At 46.1% G+C, this 25,533-nt stretch carries 19 protein-coding genes; 8 read left to right on the top strand and 11 right to left on the bottom strand.

What is annotated here, in order from left to right; all coding sequences use genetic code 11:
- Positions 1–12 precede the first annotated feature (12 nt).
- Positions 13–633, bottom strand: coding sequence for a leucyl/phenylalanyl-tRNA--protein transferase (gene aat, locus K339_RS0110605; RefSeq protein WP_028523552.1), 621 nt, complete (start codon positions 631–633; stop codon positions 13–15).
- Between the two features lie 125 nt (positions 634–758).
- Here aat and K339_RS0110600 point away from each other — a divergent pair, with 125 nt between their 5' ends.
- Positions 759–1,388, top strand: coding sequence for an SGNH/GDSL hydrolase family protein (locus K339_RS0110600; RefSeq protein ID WP_229598726.1), 630 nt, complete (start codon positions 759–761; stop codon positions 1,386–1,388).
- Positions 1,389–1,405: 17 nt separating this feature from the next.
- Here the strand turns inward: K339_RS0110600 and K339_RS0110595 are convergent, their stop codons facing one another.
- From K339_RS0110595 to K339_RS0110560, 8 genes are all read right to left on the bottom strand, one after another.
- Positions 1,406–2,515, bottom strand: coding sequence for a hypothetical protein (locus K339_RS0110595; RefSeq protein ID WP_051397936.1), 1,110 nt, complete (start codon positions 2,513–2,515; stop codon positions 1,406–1,408).
- Positions 2,516–2,778: 263 nt separating this feature from the next.
- Positions 2,779–3,393: an outer membrane beta-barrel protein gene (locus tag K339_RS0110590; protein ID WP_084332185.1), complete on the bottom strand. Its 615-nt coding sequence runs from the start codon at positions 3,391–3,393 to the stop codon at positions 2,779–2,781.
- Positions 3,394–3,408: 15 nt separating this feature from the next.
- Positions 3,409–5,193, bottom strand: coding sequence for a serine/threonine protein kinase (locus tag K339_RS35905; RefSeq protein WP_051397935.1), 1,785 nt, complete (start codon positions 5,191–5,193; stop codon positions 3,409–3,411).
- A 27-nt stretch (positions 5,194–5,220) separates the two neighbouring features.
- Complete coding sequence (locus tag K339_RS33340) at positions 5,221–6,069, bottom strand: Stp1/IreP family PP2C-type Ser/Thr phosphatase (RefSeq protein ID WP_157607555.1); 849 nt, start codon at positions 6,067–6,069, stop codon at positions 5,221–5,223.
- 17 nt (positions 6,070–6,086) lie between these two features.
- Positions 6,087–6,974, bottom strand: coding sequence for a serine/threonine protein kinase (locus K339_RS33335; RefSeq protein ID WP_051397933.1), 888 nt, complete (start codon positions 6,972–6,974; stop codon positions 6,087–6,089).
- A gap of 6 nt (positions 6,975–6,980) precedes the next feature.
- Positions 6,981–8,657: a trypsin-like peptidase domain-containing protein gene (locus K339_RS0110570; RefSeq protein WP_028523548.1), complete on the bottom strand. Its 1,677-nt coding sequence runs from the start codon at positions 8,655–8,657 to the stop codon at positions 6,981–6,983.
- A 201-nt stretch (positions 8,658–8,858) separates the two neighbouring features.
- Complete coding sequence (locus K339_RS0110565; protein ID WP_028523547.1) at positions 8,859–10,643, bottom strand: ABC transporter ATP-binding protein; 1,785 nt, start codon at positions 10,641–10,643, stop codon at positions 8,859–8,861.
- Between the two features lie 5 nt (positions 10,644–10,648).
- Entirely contained in the window at positions 10,649–11,968 is a 1,320-nt protein-coding gene (locus tag K339_RS0110560) for a hypothetical protein (protein WP_028523546.1), read from the bottom strand.
- A gap of 174 nt (positions 11,969–12,142) precedes the next feature.
- Between K339_RS0110560 and K339_RS0110555 the strand changes: the two genes are divergently transcribed.
- Both K339_RS0110555 and K339_RS35900 read left to right on the top strand, forming a co-directional pair.
- Entirely contained in the window at positions 12,143–14,182 is a 2,040-nt protein-coding gene (locus K339_RS0110555) for an ATP-binding protein (RefSeq protein ID WP_028523545.1), read from the top strand.
- 8 nt (positions 14,183–14,190) lie between these two features.
- The gene (locus K339_RS35900) at positions 14,191–16,230 is read left to right on the top strand and encodes a tetratricopeptide repeat-containing sensor histidine kinase (protein ID WP_084332184.1); all 2,040 of its coding nucleotides are present in this window, start codon (positions 14,191–14,193) and stop codon (positions 16,228–16,230) included.
- Here the strand turns inward: K339_RS35900 and K339_RS0110545 are convergent.
- On the bottom strand, positions 16,227–16,874 hold the full coding sequence (locus K339_RS0110545; protein ID WP_037300130.1) for a response regulator: 648 nt from the start codon (positions 16,872–16,874) through the stop codon (positions 16,227–16,229). The genes K339_RS35900 and K339_RS0110545 overlap by 4 nt on opposite strands.
- A gap of 163 nt (positions 16,875–17,037) precedes the next feature.
- Between K339_RS0110545 and asnS the strand changes: the two genes are divergently transcribed.
- The 5 genes from asnS (at position 17,038) to K339_RS0110520 (ending at position 22,690) form a co-directional block, all read left to right on the top strand.
- Positions 17,038–18,489, top strand: a complete 1,452-nt coding sequence (asnS, locus tag K339_RS0110540) for an asparagine--tRNA ligase (protein WP_028523543.1) — start codon at positions 17,038–17,040, stop codon at positions 18,487–18,489.
- 89 nt (positions 18,490–18,578) lie between these two features.
- Positions 18,579–18,902, top strand: a complete 324-nt coding sequence (locus K339_RS0110535; protein ID WP_028523542.1) for a DUF3467 domain-containing protein — start codon at positions 18,579–18,581, stop codon at positions 18,900–18,902.
- A 104-nt stretch (positions 18,903–19,006) separates the two neighbouring features.
- Complete coding sequence (locus tag K339_RS0110530) at positions 19,007–19,870, top strand: bestrophin family protein (RefSeq protein ID WP_028523541.1); 864 nt, start codon at positions 19,007–19,009, stop codon at positions 19,868–19,870.
- Positions 19,871–19,957: 87 nt separating this feature from the next.
- Positions 19,958–20,878, top strand: coding sequence for an aspartate carbamoyltransferase catalytic subunit (locus tag K339_RS0110525; RefSeq protein WP_028523540.1), 921 nt, complete (start codon positions 19,958–19,960; stop codon positions 20,876–20,878).
- 24 nt (positions 20,879–20,902) lie between these two features.
- The gene (locus K339_RS0110520; RefSeq protein ID WP_084332183.1) at positions 20,903–22,690 is read left to right on the top strand and encodes a family 43 glycosylhydrolase; all 1,788 of its coding nucleotides are present in this window, start codon (positions 20,903–20,905) and stop codon (positions 22,688–22,690) included.
- 59 nt (positions 22,691–22,749) lie between these two features.
- Here K339_RS0110520 and K339_RS0110515 read toward each other — a convergent pair whose 3' ends face one another.
- Entirely contained in the window at positions 22,750–25,323 is a 2,574-nt protein-coding gene (locus K339_RS0110515) for a phosphoenolpyruvate carboxylase (protein ID WP_028523538.1), read from the bottom strand.
- Positions 25,324–25,533: the final 210 nt, after the last annotated feature.

The following is a 25,533-nucleotide window of genomic DNA, read 5'->3' as shown; positions in this document are numbered from 1 at the left end:
AAGCGAATTTTCTTACAATGAAGTAAACAAATGAGCTACTGAATCATCGGTAAAACGCGCTTTTTGGGCAATGCCACGTTTTAAAAGTCGAACATATTCCGACTTCGGAATCTCAATCGCCCCAAACCTACGTACATTGTCATTGATGAATTGAGTATCGAGCAATTCATAGTTTTGCCGACGAAGGGTTTCAATCAAGTAATGAAACGCGACTTTAGAAGCATTACTAACCGTATGAAACATGGATTCGCCAAAGAAAACCGCCCCGATAGCCACTCCATAGAGGCCACCCACGAGTTCGTTGTCAACGTAGGTTTCAACGCTATGGGCAAAACCAAGTCGGTGCAGTTCGGTATAGGCATCAATGATTTCTTCCGAAATCCAGGTGTTTTCTTCGTCTGGACGCGGCGCGGCGCATCCCCGCATGACACCCTCAAAATCGGCATTGATGCGTATTTCAAACGTGCCTTTGTTGAGAACGGGGCGTAATGATTTGGCAGGTTTGTACGTATCCAACGGAATAATAGCCCGAGGGTCGGGAGAATACCAATACAATGTACCGTCGGAATCTGCCATCGGAAATATACCATTCATATATCCGTAAATAAGATCGTCGGCAGAAAGTAAAGACATATAATTATTGAAGGTGGTTACAAACAAAAATAGTATCCAACGCGTTGAAAAACAAAAAAACCATGAAGTGGATTTATAGTATATTGTTGCTAATTTCAGCTTGTTCTGCTCAAAACACGTCCTCTATGCCCCCCGAAACCCCTATTAATCAGGGCGAATACCGCTACCTTTCCCTTGGAGATTCATATACGATTGGGGAGCGCGTTGCCGAAAATGAACGATGGAGTGTTCAATTGAGCGAAATGCTCCGCCAAGAGGGGGTAAAAATTGGTACACCCGAAATCATTGCCCGTACGGGCTGGACGACGGCCGAATTGGCGGAAGGCATTAAAAATAAGAACCCCAAAGGCCCGTACAATCTAGTGTCGTTGCTGATTGGGGTCAACAACCAATACCGTGGCCAAAGTTTGGAACGTTACCGAACTGAGTTGCAAGATTTGCTTCAACAAGCGATTGGGTTTGCGGGGGGAAATATCCAGCGTGTTTTTATGCTTTCGACACCCGACTGGGGCGTGACTCCCTTTGCCCGTGGCTCGGACACAAAAAAAATCGCGTCAGAAATTGACGCGTTTAATGAAGTAGCCCAACAAGAATGCGAAAAACTAGGGATTGCCTTTATTGACATTACGACCCTCTCAAGAACTGCCCAAAATGATGCGTCTTTGATTACCTATGACCAATTGCATTTTTCGGGAAAAATGTACCGTCAGTGGGCTGAAAAAGCACTACCAACGGTACGTAGGTTACTCAAATAATCAAACGCCAGCTATTCTTACTCAAAATGGCGCATTGTCATTTTTTGTCGGTTGAGGTCTTCACGAAGCACCTTGGCTTGACGCACAAACATGTCGCCATCGCTCGTATCAAAACCATTCTGAATCAAGCCAATGGCTTCTTTTTCGCTATCGTCCGGGCGGTCGAGTAGGTAGTATAATTTTGCCAAATTGTAATAAGCCGAATAGCGCATTTTTTGTTCGCGCTTGTCGCTGCCCTTGTACTTTAATTTCAATTCTTCAAAATACGACATCACGGGACCCAAGTTTTTTTCCAACACCTTAATGTTGCGAAATGCCGACATCTCGGTCATCAATTGTTTTACAGCTTTGATGGCTTCTTGTTGAATAGGGTATTCTGGGTGGCTTTTTGAATCCAAAATCCACAAGTGGTCACGGCCTTTCGATTCGTCAAACCCGTATAAATCCGACAATTGCTGGTTGATGGTTGAAATGGTTCGGTTCACCCATTCTCTCGTAATCTCTTCCCGAATCAAAACTTGGTTATCGCGGTAGTAGTCACGGACATCCATAGAGTTCTTAAATTCACTCGTTTTATACGTTTGACTATACGAACCTGTCGAGCCCGACATTACCTTAAACGACTCATTAGACACGTTGGCTTGTTGCAAAAAGCGATTTTTCTCCATTTCCTTGGCCTGTGCCTCTGCTTGTTTTTGGTTAGGCGTACGTGGCCCCATAATGGCGTAATTGCCATCTGAGCTGTATTTTACTTCCGCCCAATAATATACTTTTCGTTCGGTTACTCGGCCATCTTTGTCTTTTTTCTCTTCTACCCGTTCTTTGATTTCGTAACCCAAAATTTTAAAGCTATTAAACTGTACTTCCACGCCTACCGTAGGGTTTTGTCCTACCTTATCAAACCCACCGACGCGAATTCGATCGTAGATTTGGTTGACATCCGTTACAATTCCAAGGCTTTTGGAAGTCTCCACTCGTACCCCAAAAGTGCGCTTCGCAGGGTCGATGTATTCTTTGGGGAGTTTAAGGTAACTATAATCAAAAGAAAAGCGGTCTAAATCCACCTTTTGGGCAAAAGTCTTTACGTGTAAAGCGACGATAAAGCAACAGAGTACAATACGTTTCATGGGAGATTGAATAACTAGTTTTGAAAGTTGGCGATTAGAGCATTTCCATGCAATTTATTAAAAAAGTGGTTTAATGCTTCAGGGGGAAAAAAATTGTGCCCCTCGTGGGCTTCAAAACTAAAAAAGTCCTATGCAATTTGTCTGGGTGAGCCTCCCATTCATTTTACATAGAACTTCAAATTAATTAATAGAGTAGGGTATTATATACTATAATGAACTTCTCACATGATATAGACGGTATATGAAGCGACAAGTCACCGCTACTAATTGAAAAAAAAGTTGATACCTAGCGAAAATTGGAGCGTGCGCACATCGGGTCGGTCTTGGATACCGCGACTGTCTATTTGAAAAGAGTTGAATTTCCCGAAAGTACCCGTGGCGTTGGCGTGTAAGGCCAAATTGGGAGATAAAAAATAGTTCACTCCCGTTCCCAATGCCAACGAAGATCCTTTGAGCCGATATTCGACTAAACCGCCATTGAACAAAACAGGATTGATGAGCAAATTCACTCCTGCCACTCCCCCTTCTACGTAGGGGCGCAAGCGCTGGAGCGTACCGCCAAAATGCACCCTAATTCCCGCGCCCAATGAAGAAATGCGGTAGGTATCCCAGTCGTTTTTAATGGCAAATGTTTTGGCATTGTACTGCGCAAATACCTCAAAGCGCTGATTTAATCCATAGCCCAAACGTACTCCCCCTCCCACTCCTATTGGTTCTAATTCGTCTAAATTGAGAAAATAACTCGACGACCAATTTCCAGCTCCCGCATGAACGCCAATGTTGAATCCTTCGGTGTTAGATTGAATATCTTGTGCTTTTACGCTTGTGGCATACCCTAGCAAGCCCATCACTATTACAAGTAATTTTTTTCGTATCATGTGAGTAAATGTTGTTTAAAGTTGGAGTGTAAGCGTGCTGCGAGCCACGCGAAGATTATTGACGCGACGTCCTCGTTGAAATACAACTTGATCGCTTGATTTATCGCTATATTCTGGAAATTTGACGGGCAGCCACTGCCCATTAACGGCTTCAACTGCCTCAAAACGAAGCGATAAGAGGGCCTTTTGGGAATTGCTCGACGAGCGCGCATCCTGCACAATAGCCCGCACCCGTGCCCCCGTTTGCACCACCGTTACGCCATCCACCGCAATCTCCGAAACCGTTTGCAGCCACACCGTTTGTCCTTCCGAAGCCTCAGAAGTGACCGTTTGCGCAAACGCTACCGAAAATGACTCATTTCTTACCTCCACCGTTACGTTTCGTTTGGAAGGTTCTTTTTTCACAATGGGTTCTTCTTTTTGTACGGGCTTAGGCTCTTCCTTGGGCGAAACGGCGACGGGTGCTTCTTCGCGAGGCTTTTCTTGAACAGGCGTTTTGGGCGACTCTTTTTTACGAACAGGTTTCTGCGTTTTAGGCTCGGTAGGTTCAGGTTCAATTTGCTTTGGCGCGGGCGGCAATGAAACTACGGGCGAAGTTGTGGAAGGTGTTGTTATAATTTGTCGGTTTTCAGCAGCCACGTTTGTCGAATCAGGCGTTATTTCTTTGACCGTAGGTGAAATGTCTGAATGAAATTTAGAATGTGTGGTCGTGTCTTGGGCTACTTCTACAGTTGGCGTTGGGTCGGAACTGACAAACCAAAAACCAATGATTCCAAGCGCTATCACAATCGCCCCTAGCAAAATCAAACCTTCCAAACTCAGCAATTGAGATTGTAGTTTCGAGTTTTTTTTGGGAATGGTGTCGGAGGTAGATGACGCCAAGCGCGTTGGTCCTGCCTGTGGTTTGTTGGGTTGGGCATTGGCCAACTTCGTCGCAGGGAGGGATTTACCAGCTTTGGTATCCATCGTTTGCAACACAATCGGCCCCGCCGACACCACCGACAACAACGCATATTTCAAGTCAGAGGCTTTGTCGAAGCGTTTTTCGGGCTTTTTTTGAAGTAACTTATCCAAAATTTCCTCGACCGACCTTGGCAAATCCACCATCCGATTTCGGATGGGTATCGGTTTTTTGGTCAAAATTTGGGTAATGAGCGTGGACTCGGTCGTAGGCTCAAAGGGCATTTTTCCCGAAAGCATTTCGTACATCAATACTCCCATCGCGTACAAATCGGACTGCACCGAAGGCTCGGCTCCGTTGAGCAGTTCGGGAGCCATGTACTCAAGCGTTCCTACCACTCGATCTGCCCGCGTCAATCGTTGGCTGCCCACCAATCGCGCAATGCCAAAATCCATCAACTTCACCCCACCTTCGTGCGTTAACATCAAATTAGCGGGCTTAATGTCACGGTGTAAAATGCCTTTGTTGTGCGCGTGTTGCAAGCCATCTAACGCTTGCACAATGATTCGAAAAGTGGTTTCTAACGACAATTTCCCGTGTTTGGTCAGCAGTCGCTCAATCGTAAAACCATCCACCAACTCCATCACCATGAGGTTATCGGTGCGGTCGTGCAGCAGGTTATAAAGCGTAGCTACATTCGGGTGATTCAACTGCGCCGACAACACCGCCTCGTTCCGAAAACGCTCCATAAACGTCGAATCCTTGAGCAAATGTGGATGGAGCATTTTGATGGCCACTGGGCGACGAAGGAGCGTATCCGTTCCTCGATACACCGTCCCCATCCCCCCCTCTCCGAGAAGTTCTTCGACGTGGTAGTTTTGAATCGTACGCCCAATCATAGTTGTAATTCTTCTTTACGTAAACATTTATCCATTGATTTCTTCCGTAGGTCGCACCGACTGAAACGACTCTGTATTCATTCGCTCAACCAGCAATACGGTGATATTATCGTGACCGCCTCGTTGTTTGGCCAATTCGACCAGCTGATGCGCCGCCTCGTTGAGCAGCGGAATCATGAGTAATTGCGCAATTTCGTCGTTGTTGAGGTAGTCATATAACCCATCGGTACAGAGCAGCAAGCGATCATCATTTTCAAATAATTGGGGCAACGCTTGCACGTCAATCTCCACCTTGTTGTGCGTTCCCATCGCTCTCGTTAGTACATTCCGTTCGGGATGTTTTTCGGCTTCGGCCACCGTGATTATCCCTTGATCTACCAACGATTGGACGTAGGTATGGTCATTGGAAAGTTGTAGGAGCTGCCCGTTTTTCAGCACATACGCCCGACTGTCGCCCACGTGGGCCAAAAACAACTGACCTTCACACACCGCAATCGTCGTACAAGTTGTACCCATGCCTCGGTAGCGCGTATTTTTACTTGCGGTTTGCCAAATAGCCCGATTGGCTTTCGACAGCGCAAAAAACAGGCTTTCTTCGGGCGATTCTTCGCGTTGGTAATAAGTTTTCGCGACCGTTTCTACTGCCAACTGCGACGCAATTTCGCCCGCAGCGTGCCCACCCATGCCGTCGGCAACGATGGCCAAAAAGCCTTTGGTCGTCCGAATGAGCGCCGTGGCAGGGCGGACAAAACGCGCGGCGTCTTCATTGTTAGTCCGAACACAGCCCACATCCGACACCACCACTGCGCGCAAATCCACCGAGTTGGAAGAAATTGCTTCCGCTGTTTTGCCCGATAACCATTTTTTCCAAAACATAACTTTATAGGGAGTTATCAATTTTTAAACCAGCGCTTTACGGGAAGTTTTTCCACAAATTCGGCTAAGTTATCCACCCATTCTCCCAAACCAAACCCACTTTCATTATGGGGATTTTGCAACTCACGAATGAGGGCTTCGGCACTCATGCGGCTGGTAGGACTCACCCGCAGTAGCTTATTGATCAATCGCTTGCTTCGTTTCGAAATCTGGGGAGCCAACAAATCAGGTTCGGTATATTGGCCTTTTTCGATTTTCACCCGAATTTCGGTTTCGGTACGGCCATTGAAAGGCAAATAACCCGTCAGCATTTCGTAGAACAACACGCCCAACGCCCAGCAGTCGGAATGGATACTCACTCGCCCCTGAAACTGCTCGGGAGCCATGTAATGCGCCGTTCCGACGATGTAACCTTCTTGCGTCAACTTGGGCGTATAGGCCGATTTGGCGATGCCGAAATCAAGAAGTTTGGCAAAACTATCTTTGTTGACCTTCACGTTTCCTGGTTTTAAATCGCGGTGAATAATGCCTTTTTCGTGCAAATGAGCCACCGCTGAAGCTACCTGTGCTATCACTTTCCACACAAACGACTCAGGGAGCCGTCCTTGCCGCTTGATGAGCTTTTCGAGCGTAATTCCCTCTACGTATTCCATGATAATGCACGGCGTACTGTCTTCAATCACATACTCATACAGCGCGGCAATGTGGGGGTGTTGGACGGAGGCTTGGATGTAGGCTTCGTTCCGAAAACGAGCCGCTTGGTCAGCGCGGTACAGTACTTTGACGGCGGCCGTTCGGTGCGTAATTTGATGCTGGGCCATATAAACCTCCCCCATCCCTCCTGCTCCCAACCATTGCGTCAGTTGGTAGCCTCGAATTGTTCGATGTATCAATGGCTCTTGCATCGCGTGTTAGTTGATTACTTTGGTGTTTCCCATCAATTCCATTCCGTAGCGAATCGGTACGGCAAACGTGATACGAGTAGCATCGGCTCGGCTCGTACTGGCCGTAAAAATCCCGATTACATTTCCGTCTTTATCAAACACAGGCCCACCGCTATTGCCTGCCCCCGTGGCGTTGACCGTCAACTGATAATAATCGCCAAACGTACTGTAGTATCCCACTACACCGCTTTCCTTAGATGTATTGGTCGTTCCACGAATGACTTTCCCAATACTTCCATCCGTTACCGTTGGGTCGGGAACTGTCACCACTTGCGTATTTCGGTTGGCAAAATCATTACCTGCGGTAGCGACCACTACGCTTGGCGAAATACCTGGATAACCCATCGTCACTACTTTTTGGCCTGGGGCAATCGTTGCATCCGCATCTTTCATGGCCACAGCTTGCATTTCCGAAGGCAAATCAATCTTAATCATCGCGACGTCATGCTTGTTGGAAACACGCACCACTTTTGCGGGCGTTCTTTGGTCATTTTTAGCAAACGTTACATCAATATACGTATTCGTTCCGTCGATGATTTTTCCCGAAACGGGCTTTTGACCAAACAATTTCGTCTCAGCAGGTATCCAGCGGATATTTTGGCCCATTTCAGGAGTAATAATGCCTGCTATCTCCATTTTTCCGCCTTGGAAACGGTACAGTACGCCAGGGAAAGCATCTTCAGGGAAGCTATAATACGAATGCCAACTAGCAGCTACGTGGCGATTGGTGAGGATATAGCCTTCTTTTGACACCACAAATCCCGAACCACTTCCTTGCAACGCAATGGGCTGTCCATTGGGCGTATTTTTCTTTAAATCAAGCAATGGTTCAATTTTTCCATCAACTTCAACATAGACTGGAATGGGGCGGTCGATGCCTTTGTAGGTTTCGTAACGGTGATAAATATCGTCGCCCGTAGGTGCGTGTACCAATTTCGAACTAAACTCGATGAAGACAACTTTATCGATGTTGGCTTTGGCAATTGCCTCGGGGTCAAAGGCTTCTTTGACTACATTGGTGACGTTGGTAACAAGCGTTGTATCGCTTTTAACCACGTTGGTAACTTGCGGGGCAATTTTATCTTTAAAAGCAAAAAAGGCCGCACCCGCTACAATCACCAACCCCGCCACCGAAGCGACCAACGTACGTTGCGATTTTTGACGCTCGTGCGTGATGACGCGTTCAAACGTTTGCTTACCGATGCCTGATTTTTCGGGAGTAGCTGCCGCCACTTCTGCGGGAACAAACTCGCTCGTGGGTTTTACCACTTCTACAAAACGCGTGGCAGGCATTAGTTCGGCAGGGCGAGGATCTACGTCAAACAAAAACACGGGGCCGTTGCTTCCCAATTGCACTTCGTCTCCAGGTTGAATCGGCGTGCTGCCTTTCACTCGTACTTTATTGACAAAAATCCCGTTTCGGCTGTTGTTGTCAATCAACGTAAATGCCAAGGGTCCATCTTTGACAATTTTTCCGTGTTCGCGGCTTACGACGGTGTCAATTTCGGGGTCAAACTGCACATCGCTATCGCCCGAGCGGCCTAACGTAAGTTCATTGTGTCGGCTAAAATCAAATTCTTCGATTTGGTTAGCTTTTGCACCTACCAGGTGGCGAATGACAAAGTTTTTAATAGAAGGGTTCATTGCGGTATTTTTTTAACTGTTTGAATGTTAGTTTCTGTTTTGGGCGCGAAAGCTTTTTGTTTATTTCTTCCTTGCTTTTGAGTGATACAAAGTTCCCCAAAAAGCCGACGCCAGTAAATCCGGAAACTCCTACATTCTTTTTTAGGAAAACCTGTATTTTGGGGTATAGGAAAACCTATATGCTTCCATTTTTGGTCTGACCTATTGGGGCAAGACCGTGGCTGCCAAGCGACCAATGTTGAGCGTACGGGCATTGGAATCAATAATATCGCGGTAGAGTCCGCCTTCGGCGTACAAACTTTCGTGGTTTCCACTGCCGATGATTTCGCCATCTTGCATCACATAAATCTGATCAGCATCCATGATTTGGCTGATATTGTGCGAAATAATTAGCACCGTTCGGTCTTTTTTAATGGCATCAATGCTATCCTTGATTTGCTCCGTCGTGATGGCATCCAAACTGGCCGTTGGCTCATCGAGGAAAATAATTGGGGGATTTTTGAGAAATAGGCGGGCAATGGCAATCCGCTGCTGCTGCCCTCCCGACAACGCTTTTGCTTCCGATTGGTAGCCTTTGGGGAGTTGCAAAATCTGCTCGTGCAGCGACGCCTTTTTTGCCGCTTCTATAATTTCCTCGGACGTAGCCTCTAGCTTCCCGTAGCGAATATTTTCTTCGACCGTTCCCGAAAAAATGTGGTTTTTCTGCATCACCAATCCTACATTTTGCCGTATCCAATGCTGGTCATAGTCGGCCAGCTGTTTGCCATCGAGCAGCACTTGCCCAGCCGTCGGGCCATAAAACCCCGTCAGAACGTTCATGGCCGAACTTTTTCCCGCCCCCGACAATCCCACCAAGGCCGTCGTTTTGCCCGCTTCTATTTTTAGGGCAATGTTCTTGAGGGCTTGCTTACCGTTGGGATACACAAAATCAACGCCTTTCATCTCAAAAGTCCCTTGCATTTTTTGCGGTTTTGTTCCCCCTTCGGCCACCACGTACGTATTGTTTTCAATCATGTCAAAAAAACCTTCGGCATAGGTAAGTGCTTCGCTATATTCGTCATAGATACGGTGTAGGTGACGTACGGGAGCCGACACGTTGTTGAACAACATAATGTGCAGTAAAATCGCCCCGACGGTCATTTGTTGGTTCAACACAAAATAAATCGTCACCACAAAGACCATAATAATCCCCAATTGCTCCGCGATACTTTTAAGGCCATCAAAAAGGTAATTGGTACGGTGGTGCTTTACTTCACTGTCCGATAAAAACTGCGTAAGCGTCTGCTGGCGACTGGCTTCGTAGCTTTCGCGTACAAATGATTTCACCACAAAAATGGATTCAATAAGGCTAAAAAGGGTATTGGCTTTCTCTTCCCGAAAGTGCTGAATGCTATGCCGAATGGACTTTTGCCGCCGCGATTGCTCACGGCTAATGAGGGCATACAAAGGCATGACAAGGGTAGCGCACACGCCCACCCAAACGTTTTTTTTGTACATCAATGCCAACGCCAGTGCGGCATTGGCAAACATTGGAACGATGTCCACAAAAATATTTTTGACGGTTTTGGTCAGGCTTTCAATGCCTTTGTCGATGCGTTTTTCGAGTTTACCAATGGCGTTTTGGGGCAGGGCAAAAAAAGACAAATGGTACGCCACAATGCGTCGAATGGTATAGTTGTGCAAATCAGCCGCCAAACGAAATCGCAGGCGGTCGCTCAAGAATTTTTGCCCTAGTTGAATCAACAAACTCAAAATCTCTTTGCTCAACAAAATCAACACCAACCACCCCACCACCGTCCAAGCATCAAGCCCTTGGGTTTTGTCGCGGAGCATCAACTGCACCCGATTCACGGTATATTCCATCACGAGGGGCGTCACTTGCGCCAATAGCGCCCCAATGGAGGTCAACACCAACGCCCCCACGAGGCTTTGGCGGTATTTTTGGACAAACGGCCAAAGTTTTTTTATCAGCGTACCTGTGGACATAGTGCTTAGATTTTACGCATAAACTCGCGGGTATTGAGGGCTGCGTCGGATTCATAATCGTAGAATAATTCGACCATCGACGATACAATGTGCGGGTCGTCGGTCAGGAAAGCCGTGAGTTTTGAGGGGCGGCCGCTGGAGTTGGAGCCACTACCCAAAATACACACGCACAACGTTTTCTGGATGCCAGGTTTGTTGTCGTTGGGGGTACTGATAAATAGCTGAATGGGTAAGGTTTTATTGACCTTCGTTACCCGAACTCCCAACTCTTGCATCTCGCGCATGGCTTGGGCGTGGTCGTTGTACAATTGCCGAATCAGGATTGATTGGGCATCGCCATTTTCCTGCCCGTTGGTGGCAATCATAAAGCGATTGTGGTGCGGCACGGCCTCGTTGAGCCCCAACGGCGAATTACTGCCGCTTCGGTAGGTTTCGACGGATACATGCTCGTTGAAGATTTTACCCAAATACTTCAAAAACGCGTGGCTAGCGCCTTCGTTCTGGTCGTTGAGTGTCACAAATTCCACGCGAGCGTCGCTACCGATTTTTTGGAGATAAATGGCCGTTTCTTTGAGTTTATTTTCTACATCCGAACAATCGCGCAGTAAGTTTTCGGCTTTGCGCGCATAATCAAACTGCGTAGCATGACGAAGTTCATGGGGTTTCAAATCGGCGTGTTTGGCCACCAAATCCATCCGAAACGGTGAGATGGCCTCGATGCGCGCGGTATTCGACAACACCAACAAGTTGTTTCCCTGGGCTTTAGACAACTCCACGACTTTATCAATGCCTTCGAGCACATCTTTGGTACCTTCCATCAACTGCACCTTTTCATTGACTTTTCCGCTTACTTCTACCATAATGGAGTTAAGCGATTTTGTCGCCTGAACAAGCAAACTCGTCTGGGTCTTGAGATGATCCATTTCTTGCTGGTTAGTGCGCTCCTTTTGGCGGTTCAATTTTTCGGTCGTGACGGTCAGGTACAAGCCAATAAAAATCCCGACAATCCCCCCAACCAAACCCGCAATGTCTAACTCGCGAATGTACTTATCGATACCTGGGCCAAAATAGGCCCTTCCATCCGACCACCTTCCACCCTGAATTTGGTAATCGGTCAAGTAATGAGTGGTATCCGTAAAAATATAGTACCATTTGTACCCTAGCGAAATCAACAAAATCACAAAAGGAATCAAAAAGAACACCGTAAACAGCACAGGGTGTTTTTTGGTAATGTCAAACAACACACTAAAAAAACCTTCGTCGTGCGCTTCGGCATCGGGATGGTTAGAGCTTAGGTCAGACAAATGCGGGTTATTCGGATTCATGAGTAAAAAGGTTGACGATTGAACACAACAAAGGTCTTTCAAAATCTCCCCCTCGTAAATCCAGAAACACCTACATTTCGGGTATAGGAAAACCTGTATTTTTGGTGTTTACGCTTGTGCCAGATGCTCTTTTATCGTTAATTTTCACCAAGTTCTCCAACTCGTTACACGCTCATGAAGAAATGGTTGTTTTGTATTTGGTGGTTTTCACTGGCAGCACAAGCCCAGAAAGCAGATTCGTTGGTAGGAGTTTTGAAAAAAGCCCCCCGTGACACCAACAAAGTGAACACCCTTTTTGAGTTAGGCAGGGCCTATTGGCGAGAGGGAAACGACTCTTTGGCGCGGCTGTACTGCGACCAGTCTATCGCCTTGGCCCAACAGCTCCACTATCCCCGAGGTGAAGCCAAAGCTCGTTTGCAACTGGTGAGAATTGAGTTTGAATACCTCACCGACCTCAAAACGGCCTATGCGCATCTGGACATCGCGCTGAAAAATGCCCAATCCATCCCCGACAAATCATTGGAAGGGCAAGTTTATCTTCGGCGGGCGCAGCTGTACGAGTCGTTTTTCGAGAAACAATCGCAAGTCAATCCTTTATTAAACAAAGCATTACGGCTATTTATCGAAGCCAACGACTTGGTTTGGCAAGGGGCCGTTTATGCCGAAATGGCTACGCTACTTACCAACGAAGGGAAATACGCCGAAGCCGTTGATTTGATGCTAAAAGCCCGACGCCTCCAAGAAAAAGCCAATGACATCAACGCACTGCGTTCTACGGTACCTAATTTGGGAACATTCTACGCTTCATTGGGTCGGTACAAAGACGCGCTCCAATGCTATAAAGACGCCGAAAAAATCGCCGATAAGCTCAACGATTTACGCCTTCGAGCGTATGTCATTGGGCAGCGCGCTGACATTTACGAAAAACAAAAACAATATCCCGAAGCGCTAAAGGCTTTCCAAGAAGCCGCCAAAATCCACGAAATGACCCACTCTACTCAGTGGCTCCCGCGTACGTACGGGCGCATGGGCGGGGTTTATTTTCAGCTTAAAGACTACAAAAAAGCGCTTTATTATACCACCATTGCCGACAGTGTTTACAAAAGCGAAATTGACTCCAAAGAATCGCTAGAACACGTGTGTCAAATCAATTTTGGCAACATTTTTTTAGCCCAAAAACAGTATGATAAGGTAGTCAAGTACGCTACTGTGGGAATCGAATGGGCATCATCCTCCCAACCTCCACTTCGGAGGGAGTTGGCCGAGTATCACCGTCAGTTGGCTGAGGCATATACCCATTTGGGAAAACCTGCGTTGGCATTGGCTCATTTTAAGCAATTTAAGGCGGAATCGGATAGCCTTCTTAACAACGAGGTATTACAAAAAACCATGGTTTCGTCGATGACGTATGAGTTTGAGAAAAAACAACAAGGCGACAAATTACGCATCCAAACCCTTGAAAACGAGAAACTCACCCAAACTAGAAATATCCTCATTGGCTTATCCGCCATTGGACTGTTGGGATTGGGGTTTGTGCTGTGGTATAACCGTCGTCTGAAGCTAAAAAACCAAGAACTCAGCCGTAAAAACCGCGAAATTGAGGAAGCTTTGTTCAAAGGTCAAAAAATAGAACGTAAACGCGTCGCTTCCGAATTGCACGACAACCTCAACACCAAACTCGCCGCCCTGCGCTGGCATTTGGAAGCCATGCAAACCGACGAACTAAACGGTTTTAACCTAAAAATCCACGATAAGCTCCTCGAAATGGCCAACGACGTTTACGCCGACGTCAGGCTTATTTCCCACAATATGCTCCCCGCCGAGCTGGAAACCCAAGGGCTAGCAGCTGCGCTTCAACACTTGGTCAACAAATTGACTATCAATACCAAAACGCAATTCCACTTGGTGACTACCCACGCTGCGACTCGCCTCCCGTCGGAAGTTGAGCATCAGTTGTACAATATCGCCTTAGAGTTGGTCAACAATGTTCTCAAACACGCCCAGGCTTCCGAGGTTTGGATCAGCCTTAGTCAGACCGAAAGCCAACTGTCGCTCACGGTGAGTGACAACGGAGTCGGAATGCCTCAAGATGTCTCGTCCGAAGGCATGGGAATGAAAAACCTACAAAGCCGCGTAGAAGCTTTGATGGGCGAATTGACCATTGAGAGCGAGCCTGCCAAAGGCACAAAAGTATCCGTTCACCTTCTACTCTAACTCTCCCCATGAAGCTACCTGTTAGTATTGTTATCCTTGTTGTTTCGTGGCAACTCCACGCTCAAAATACCGACTCACTGCGGAGGGTTCTTTCTACGCTTCCTCCCGATGTACATCGAATGGCGGTATTGGTAGATTTGGGAAAAAATTTATGGATTGAAGGCCACGACTCACTCGCGCGCCAGTACCTCAATGAAGCGGTGAGATTGGGAAAAAAACATAATTTTAGAAGGCAAGAAGCAGAAGCGCGACTTCAATTGGTACGTATCGAACGAGACAATTTTGCCGACGTCTCCACCGCCTATGCGCACCTAGACACCGTTGATTTACTCGCCAAAAGCCTTAATGACAAGTACTTGGAGGCATTTTCCTACATTCGACGGGCACACCTATATGAGCCCAATTCTGAAAAGCAAAAAGAGATTCCTACACTTCTTGCCAAAGCCCAGCGAATTGTTTCAGAAATCCACAACGACGAACTTCAAAGCTATATCTATGAGCGAGAAGCACTTCAGCTAATGAATCAAGCCAAAAACGCGGAGGCGATTGAGCGAATGTTTCAAGCCAAACGCTTGCAAGAAAAATACCCAGATTTACGCATCCGTAGATCTTCAGTCTCAAATTTGGGCGTTTTTTTTCTTTCGGTAAACAAATACGACGAAGCCTTGCGGGCATTTGAAGAAGCTGCTGTGATTGCCAAACAACTTCACGACCCGCGCGCCGAAGCCCACATTGCCAGTTACCAAGGCGAAATTTTGGAGAAAAAACAGCGCTACCCTGAGGCGTTGGTAGCTTACCAAAAGTCTGTCTCCATTTTAGAAATGATCAAAAGCACTGGCAAGCTCCATCGTGCCTACGCCCGCTTGGGAGGCGTTTACATTGCTTTAAAAAATTACAATAAAGCACTAAAATACAACCAAATGGCCGCCCAGTTGTATCATAAAATAATGGGAGGAGAAACCATGCAGCATCTTTCTCAGATTAACTTTGGGAAAATTTACTTGGTTCAGAAAAAATACCCTCAGGTCATTGAAAAAGCGGCCTTGGGCCTCACGTGGGCAATTGAGAACGACCCGCCACTGTTGGAAGAAGCGGCTGAGTACCATCGACAACTGGCCATTGCCTACGAACACATGGGGCAACCCCAAAAAGCGCTTCAGCATTATAAGGATTACAAAACGGAGTCAGATAGCATTCTGAACAACGAAGCGCTACAAAAAATTACCGCTTCGGCCATGACGTATGATTTTGAGAAAAAACAACAAGGCGACAAATTACGCATCCAAACCCTTGAAAACGAGAAACTCACCCAAACCAGAAACATCCTCATTGGCTTATCTGCCATTGGACTGTTGGGATTGGGGTTTGTGCTGTGGTATAACCGCCGTTTGAAGCTTAAAAACCAAGAACTCAGTCGTAAAAACCGCGAAATTGAAGAGGCTTTGTTCAAAGGTCAAAAAATAGAACGTAAACGCGTTGCCTCAGAACTACACGACAACCTCAACACCAAACTCGCCGCTTTCCGCTGGCATTTGGAAGCCATGCAAACCGACGAACTAAACGGTTTTAACCAAAAAATCCACGACAAGCTCCTCGAAATGGCCAATGATGTCTATGCCGACGTTAGGCTTATTTCCCACAATATGCTTCCCGCCGAGCTCGAAACCCAAGGGCTGCACGCAGCTTTGCAGAAGTTGATGGTCCAACTGAATGTTAATTCTAAAACGGTGTTTCATTTTGTCACCAGTGGCTCAAATGAACGTCAACCCTCTCAAGTAGAACATCAGCTCTACAACATTGCCCTCGAACTTGTCAACAATGTCCTCAAACATGCTCATGCCTCTGAAGTTTGGGTGAGCCTGAGTCAGTCTGACCACCAACTTTCACTTACCGTGAGCGACAACGGCGTTGGTATCTCCAACGAAATCAAGTCCGAAGGCATTGGGATGAAAAATTTACACAGTCGCCTAGAAATACTTTCGGGTAATTTAACCATTGAAAGTGGCCCCAACCAAGGAACCAAAGTAACGATTGTCATTCCTGTCTAAACCAATTTATGCTTCACGGCATACTTGATAATCCCGATGGAGTTCTTCACGCCTAATTTACGAAGAATGTTATGACGGTGCGTTTCGACCGTTCCGACACTGATAAAAAGCCGTTCGGCGATTTCGGACGTCGAAAGTTCTTGAGCTACCAGTCGAATAATTTCTAATTCACGCGATGTAACAGCAATGGGCTGCCCTGGCAGTTCGTCGGCAGGGGTTGCTGTCAGCGCCGACGGGCTTAGAAGCTCTTTCATCACCGCTTCGCTAAAGTATTTTTCTCCGCTTGCCACTGTTGTCAGAGCACGTTCTAGCTCGGCTCGATTGGCTTTTTTCATGACATAACCCGCAATTCCCGCCTGAAATGCTTTCCGAATCGTATCGGCATCTTCCGAAACAGTTAGCATCAAAATTTTAAGTTGGGGAAATTTACTCCGAAGTTGCAACGTTAAGTCCACCCCCGTCAGATACGGCATACTTAAATCCGTCACCAACACATCGGCTTCGTGGGTTTCCAAAAAAGCGAGTACTTTTCGGCTATCGTTTAAAGTACCTACCACCTCCATGTTTGGAATGATAGAAATAAGCAGCGAAAGGCTATCAAGTACGATTTGATGATCGTCGGTAATAACAACACGAATTGGCATTTTTACGGGAGATTAGGGCTATTCAAAAGTAAAAGAAGATTTCTGAAAAATCAAAACCTGATTTCAAATCCCTTCATTCTTTGTCCTGACGCTTTAAAACCCTAATTTTGTAGCCCTTTCGTGGTTATAGTTTATAACATTCACAATTTACCAATTACAAAAAGTGGGTCCGATACAGATTAAACAGATTCTTTCCGAGGCCAGTGTAGGCAGCGAAGTGGTAGTCAAGGGTTGGGTACGCACCAAGCGGGAAAGTAAAAACGCCATTTTTATCGCTATCAATGATGGTTCGACCATCCATAATATACAGGCAGTAGCAGAACCTGGTCAAATCGCCGAAGATACCCTCAAGCTTATCACCACAGGCTCTTGCCTCAAAGTGACGGGTGAGCTCGTTGCGTCGCAAGGTTCGGGACAAGCCGTTGAGGTAAAACTTACGGATGTACACGTGTATGGCACCGCAGACCCTGACGAATACCCGCTTCAGCCGAAGAAGCACTCGTTGGAGTTTTTGCGCGAAATCGCTCACTTGCGCCCACGTACCAACACGTTTAGCGCTATTTTGCGTCTTCGCCATGCGTTGGCGTTTGCCGTTCACAAATATTATAACGACAACGGTTTCTTTTACCTCCATACTCCTATCATTACGGCTTCTGATGCCGAAGGAGCGGGAGAAATGTTCCGCGTAACGACGTTAGACCTAGACAAACTTCCTCGCACGGAAGAAGGTAAAATCGACTACAAAGAAGATTTCTTTGGACGCGAAACCAACCTGACCGTATCGGGACAATTGGAAGGCGAGCTTGGCGCTATGGCCTTGTCGAAGATTTATACTTTTGGCCCAACATTCCGTGCTGAAAACTCAAACACAACTCGCCACTTGGCCGAGTTTTGGATGATTGAGCCTGAAATGGCCTTTTATGAGTTGGAAGACAACATGAACCTCGCCGAGGATTTTGTAAAATACGTGATTCGTTATGCGTTGGAAAACTGCGCCGACGACCTCAACTTCCTCCAAAAACGCCTCGAAGAAGAAGAAAAACAAAAGCCTCAAAACGAGCGTTCGATGCCGTTGTTGGAGAAACTACGTTTTGTGGTTGACAATAACTTTGAGCGCGTTACTTACACCGAAGCCATCGATATTTTGTTGAAATCAAAACCTCACAAAGAGAAGAAGTTTCAATACGATGTGGCTTGGGGTATCGACCTTCAATCGGAGCACGAGCGTTTCTTGGTAGAAAAGCACTTTAAAAAACCTGTGATTTTGATTAACTACCCACGGGCTATCAAGGCGTTTTACATGAAACAAAACGAACCAAATCCTGCCGAACCAGGGCCAACAGTACGCGCGATGGACGTATTGTTCCCAGGCATTGGCGAAATCATTGGAGGTTCTCAGCGGGAAGAAAACCACGATAAATTGGTAGCGCGGATGCACGAAGTAGGTATCGAGCCCGAAGCTATTTGGTGGTACCTCGAAACCCGCAAATTTGGAACCGCACCACACGCAGGTTTTGGACTCGGCTTTGAACGTTTAATTTTGTTCGTAACGGGCATGGGTAACATCCGTGACGTAATTCCATTCCCACGCGCACCAAAATCGGCTGAATTTTAAGCCTTTTCTAACCAATAACTAATTATCTATAGCACTTTCGTCAAGAGGGTGCTTTTTCTATTATTTTTGTTATAAAAGCTTTACTTACCATGCAAGAAGATAAACACATCGAAATCGAACAACAAATCAACGTCGAAATCTCAGAAGAAATGGCCGAAGGCGTTTATTCTAATTTGGCCATGATTGCCCATTCTAACAGCGAATTTATCTTGGATTTCATTCGTCTCATGCCTAACGTTCCCAAAGCGAAGGTGAAAGCAAGAGTTATTCTTACCCCCGAGCACGCAAAGCGCTTGTTGGCCGCTTTAAAAGACAATATTCGTAAGTTTGAAGATGCCCACGGCGACATTCGCCAATCTGCCGACGAAGAATTTCCCTTTATGAATTTTGGCGGCCCTATGGGCGAAGCCTAACTAAAAGTTTCGAGGGTAGAGTGCAGAGTGTCGAATGGAAGGCATTTTATTCGACATTCTGCACTCTGCATTCGACATTCTGCACTCTACCCTCAACATTTCCTATGATTAGTTACAACCCTAAAGATTGGTGGAAACTTATTTTTGCTTTCCACAAAAGTGATACTTTTCGCTCTTTATTGCCTGGAATTCTGGGCGTTGCGGCTTACACAGTGGTGGTCGCTTACATCGAAAATGATATTTTCCACGCCTCTTTCAAAAACACTACGGTCGTTCACTCGTTGGTAGGTTTTGTGCTTTCAATGTTGCTGGTTTTTCGTACCAACACCGCCTATGATCGCTGGTGGGAAGGCCGTCGGTTTTGGGGAAGTTTTGTGAATAATTCGCGCAACTTGGCGCTTAAACTCAATACATTTTTACCCCATCATCCTGAAATCCGGAAGACGTTTAAAGTACTCATCACCAATTATGTGCTTGCGGCTAAAGAACACTTACGTTCGGGGGTGCATGTCAAACACTTAGAAAATATAGGCGAATACGACAGCCAGTTTTACAGCAAAAAAAAGCACGTTCCCAACCAAATCATGGGGGCGATTTATGACGAAGTCAATACCCTTTATCAACACAAACTACTTACGGGCGACCAGCTATTCCTCATCAATGAAGAACTCCGCTCTTTCACCGACAACATCGGCGGCTGTGAGCGTATCAAGCGCACACCGATTCCGTTTGCCTACAGTTTGTTTTTGAAAAAAGTCATTTTTTTGTACGTATTTACGATGCCCATTGGCTTTGTAGTAGAGTTTAAATATTGGGCAGCTCCCATTGTGGCCATCGTTTTCTACATCTTTGCCAGCATCGAAGTATTGGCCGAAGAAATTGAGGATCCCTTCGGAACCGACGCCAATGACCTCCCTACGGATACCATTTACGAGACCATCAAAGCCAACCTCGACGAGATTCTATAAGCATACTTTTCAAGGTTTTTGAGGCAGAATATTTCGCAAACGTGCAGGGATTTGTACCTTTGCAAAACTTTTTTTGTGCTCCTGACCATGTCACAACTTTCCGTAAGGCACCTACTCGGCATCAAAAACCTCACCGAATCAGATATTTACACGATTTTAGATACGGCTACTCAGTTCAAAGACGTCATCAATCGCCCCATTAAAAAAGTCCCTTCTTTGCGCGATGTGACGATTGCCAACGTTTTTTTTGAAAACTCTACCCGCACTCGTTTATCGTTTGAATTGGCCGAAAAACGACTTTCTGCCGACGTTGTTAATTTTTCTGCTTCGGGAAGTTCAGTCAAAAAAGGAGAAACCTTGCTCGATACCGTCAACAACATTTTGGCCATGAAAGTCGATATGATTGTGATGCGGCACAGTAGCCCAGGCGCTCCGCATTTCTTGTCTGAGCGCATTCCTGCCAATGTCGTCAATGCGGGTGATGGTACCCACGAGCACCCTACGCAAGCATTGTTAGATGCGTTTTCGATTCGCGAACAAATTGGAGATTTAGCAGGAAAAAAGATTGCTATCATTGGTGATATTTTGCACTCTCGGGTAGCCCTTTCTAACATTTTTTGCCTCAAAAAACTAGGAGCAGAGGTTCGCGTATGTGGCCCCACTACGCTTATCCCAAAATACATCTCTTCGTTGGGCGTACAAGTAAGCCACAACGTAAAAGAAACGCTCCAATGGTGCGATGTCGCCAACGTGCTGCGTATTCAGTTGGAACGCCTTCAAGTAAAATATTTCCCCAGTCTCCGTGAGTATTCGTTGTACTTTGGTATTAACCGCCAAATGTTGGATGAACTCGACCGCGATATTGTTTTGATGCACCCTGGGCCTATCAACCGTGGGGTTGAACTTACGTCGGATGCAGCCGACTCGCGCCAAAGTATCATCCTAAACCAAGTAGAAAACGGAGTAGCTGTGCGCATGGCAGTGCTTTATCTATTGGCTCAACAGTAGTTGGGAGCTAATAGATAACCTATCATGAAAATACTACCAAAAAGTCGTGCGTTTACTACGCATACGGCTAAGGCTCTGGCCTTTTGCCTCGTGTTTATTTTTGCATTTGGCCCAACTTTTGCCCAAATGCGAACGTACTGCAATCCGATTAATCTTGACTATGGCTTTACGCCTATCCCTAATTTTTCGGAAGCAGGACGGCATCGCGCCACCGCCGACCCCGTCATTGTCAATTTCAAAGGCACCTATTTTCTTTTTTCTACCAACCAATGGGGCTATTGGTGGAGTAAAGATTTATCAAAGTGGAATTTTGTAAGTCGTAAGTTTTTACTTCCGCACAACAAAGTCTATGACGAACTTTGCGCACCTGCTGTTTGGGCTATGGACGATACCCTCTACGTTATTGGCTCAACGCATACCAAAGAGTTTGCGATTTGGAAAAGTACCAATCCAACCGTCGATGACTGGAAAATAGCCGTTCCCGCTTTTGAAGGTGCCGCTTGGGATCCTGCCTTTCTGTACGACGATGATAAACGGCTATACTTATACTACGGCTCAAGTAATTTCTACCCTTTATACGGTTGGGAAATAAATCCCAAAACCTTTCAACCCATCGGTGAACGCAAAGAGCTCGTCCGCCTCCACGACGACCAACACGGCTGGGAACGTTTTGGGGATTATAACGATAATATTTTCCTAAAACCGTTTATCGAAGGTGCTTGGGTGGACAAACACAACGGGAAATACTATTTCCAATACGGTGCCCCTGGAACTGAGTTTAATGGATACGCCGATGGGGTTTACGTTTCAGACAAACCGCTGGGTCCATTTACCTACCAAAAACACAACCCGTTTTGTTATAAACCTGGCGGATTTGTGCGCGGGGCGGGGCACGGAGGTAGTTTTAAAGATAATTTTAACAATTGGTGGCACATTACCACGGGGGTCGTCGTCGTCAAAAATAACTTTGAGCGTCGTTTGGTGCTCTTTCCCACGGGTTTTGACAACGACGGCATTATGTATTCCAACACTACATTTGGCGACTATCCCCACACATTACCCACGGGCAAAGCCGACCACCTCAAAAGTCGTTTTACGGGCTGGATGTTATTAAATTACAACAAACCCGTGCAGGTTTCGTCGTCGTTGAGTGGTTTTACGCCCAACTTCGCCGTGGACGAGGACATCAAAACCTACTGGAGTGCGGCGTCGGCCAAAACGGGCGAATGGTTGCAAAGTGACTTAGGCGAGGTATCGACCGTAAATGCCATTCAAATCAACTACGCCGACCAAGACGTGGACTCGATGTATTTGGGCAAATTCACTAATATTTACCATCAATACCGCCTCTGGCATTCGCTAGATGGTAAAAAATGGCAATTGTTGGTCGATAAAAGCAAGAACAAGACCGACGTCCCTCACGATTACATTGAGTTGAGCAAACCTGTCGAAACTCGTTTTGTCAAATTGGAAAACATTCACATGGCTACGGGCAAATTTGCCATTAGTGGGCTTCGGGTATTTGGAAAAGGAAAGGGGAAAGTGCCTAATGCAGTTAAAGGCTTTGTGGTACTTCGCCAAGAAGACGACAAACGAAACGCTTGGCTCAAATGGTACCCCGAAAGCGGCGCGCAGGGCTACAATATCCATTACGGTATCGCCCCCGACAAGTTGTATAGCAGCATTATGGTCTATAACAAAAACGAGTACTACCTAAAAGCCCTCGATAAAAACACAACCTATTACCTGTCGATTGAGCCTTTCAACGAAAATGGCATTGGGCTACGCACTTCGGTGATGAAGGTGGAATAATAAAACATTATTACCCTTCCCGAAAGTTTGAAACTTTCGGGAAGGTAAAAGAAAAGAAGCTACGCAGAGTTACGCGCGGCGTTGATGATTCCAAACATCGCCCGAATGACAAGTTTGTTATATACGTCCACGTCGGCAGCGGAGAGTTCGCCACTTTGTAGTTTTTGAAGCGCGTATTGCTGAATCGTCATCAACGGTAAGACAATTCGCTCCCGAATCTTGATGGATTCTTTGGTAACGGGGTTTTGGTTTAACAAGTCTTTTTCACCCGAAAACTCCAACATCAATGCTATACTACGCTCGTATTCTTCAAACATCATGTTCCAAATCGTGGCAAACTCTGGATTGTCTTGGAGGTATTTGGTCGCTGGATAGTACGCCTTCATCAGCGATTGCATCGAGTTTTCGACCAACGTCCGTACAAATAATGAACGCTTGTAGAGTTTCTTCAAGGCGTCCATTTTTCCTTCGTTTTTCAACGTTTCCAAACCTGATCCAAACCCGTAAAATCCTGGCACATTTTGTTTCATTTGGGCCCAAGAACCTACAAACGGAATGGCGCGAAGGTCTTCAAACTTGAGCCCTCCACCGCTACCGCGTTTGTCGGGGCGGCTACCAATTTTGGTTTGCCCGTAAAAACGCAAAGGCGTAATTTTCTCCAAATACGGCACAAACGTCGGGTGATTTTTGAGTCCCAAATACGCATGATACGCCGCATCAGCCAACTCTTCCATCAGCGCCTTATCGGCTTCAGAAAGTTGGTCTTTGGTGTTTTTAGACATAAACAGGTTGTTTTCCAATCCTGCCGTGAACAATCTTTCTAGGTTATAAATGGCCGTTGGTACAGTCCCGTAGTTTGAGCTAATGGTTTGTCCCTGAACCGTCAATTGAATCTCTTTGTCTTCAATGTCTTTCCCCAACGACGCATAAAACGCGTGGTTGTTGCCACCCCCACGACCTGGAGGCCCTCCCCGACCGTCGAAGAAGGTCACTTTGACGTCGTACTCGCGCGAAATCTTTGTGAGTTGTTCTTTGGCCGAGAAAATTGACCAGTTCGCCCGCAAATATCCTCCGTCTTTCGTACCATCCGAGAAACCCACCATGATGGTTTGTTGATTGCCTCTTTTGGCCAAATGCGCACGGTAATAAGGATTTTCGTACAACATTTTCATTACCTCCGAAGCATTCGCAAGGTCATCTACCGTTTCAAAAAGCGGGACAATATCAACGTGCAAATCGTCGGTTTTCCACACATTTTTAAACAATGCTAATACTTCCACCACGTTAAGCGCACTCGCACAGTTGCTGATGACGTAGCGATGCGCCCCTTCTATTCCATTTCGTTTCTGAATTTCACGAATGGCCAACATCGAGCCGTAAATATCTTGCGTAATTGGGTCTTTGAAATCGCTTTCTGCCAATTCTACCTGTAACGACAACAAGAAATCTATTTTTCGTTTTTCATCCCAACTTTCATAATCAGCAAAAGAGAAAACAGGAACTTGTTTTTCAATTTTTGTAAGAATCTCCTGCCAAGCCAATGAGTGTTTAGGGCTTACTTGACGAATATCCAAACTAGCAAAGAAGAAGCCAAACAGCTTGATTTTCAACACTGTTTCATCCAACAACTCCACAAAGAGAGAATCATGGTCGCGTACCAATACTTCCCGCGCTTGGCTCAAGTCCGCCAATAATTCTTCGGCTTTGGTATAGTGCTCTTGATCAGGATAATAAATCGCGTTATTGGTCTTACGCTCTGCCGTTGAGATAAACTCCTCTACGCCATTAAACGTCAATCGGCGTTTGAGGTACTTAATATCACGCCAATAGCACTTGAGCAATATCTGGCGCAAGCGGTCAGCCACTTCCAATGTCACGTCTGAAGTAACAAACGGGTTTCCGTCGCGGTCGCCTCCAGGCCAAAAGCCCAAGCGGAACAAACCCGTATGTGTCCATTCGTGCATCGGTACTTCAAGTCCATTGAGCAGGCGCTGGACAAGCATCGGGATGGCTTTATAAAATACGTTCTCCAAAAACCAGCACAACGTCATGGCTTCATCCAGCGGCGTAGGCTTGTTTTTGTTGATAAAGCCCGTTTTTCCCAACTGCAACAGAAGATGGTTTACCTCCACAAAGTCATTGTCTTTGATGGATTCCTCCAAATCGGTAATGATACCGAGTACTTTGCCTGGGTAAAATTGCGTAGGGTGCGCTGTCAACACGATACGTACGCAAAAATCTTCCAACTTACGAAGGAGTTTTTGGCGCAAATCGTCGCTATCGACCCGATTGAGCAGTTGCGTAATCGACCCTTGCCCATTGCTGTCATGTGTGTGGTCAAAACCCGCATCTTCTACGGAATCAAACAATACAACCTGGCGTTCGATGAACTTGATTAAGTTAAATAGCAAGTCGCGACGTTCATCTTCGGTCGCATTTTCGGTGTATTCCTCAAAAAACGACTCGATGATTTGCAAAGGGCTTTTGCCCGCATTAAACCCTTCCTCACTCGCCTGAACAAGCAACGGAAGAAGCGTACCCGTACGGTAGATGTCCTGAAACGGTAAGCTCAGAAACAGGCTGTTGAAAATGTTATATTTCGTTACAACAGCGTCTTGATAAACGTTAGGCATGTGGGTTGTTAATGTTAGGTGGGTATTAGACAGCGAATAAAAGCATAAAATTGTACATTTTCAAGAAAAAAGGCCGATTCGTATCAATTTTAATAATTAAAGTAGGGGTTTTATTGAAAATTTCTTAATTTAACCCTAACAATCATACGTTATGTTCAATTCTCAAACACAAAGAAGAAACCATTGTATGTTTAAACGTATCCATTTTTA

The organism is Runella limosa DSM 17973 (assembly GCF_000482465.1).
In the GTDB taxonomy this organism is placed as follows: Bacteria; Bacteroidota; Bacteroidia; order Cytophagales; family Spirosomataceae; genus Runella; species Runella limosa.
The sequence above is the reverse complement of the archived record's forward strand: the minus strand, read 5'-3'. Positions and strand labels throughout refer to the sequence as shown.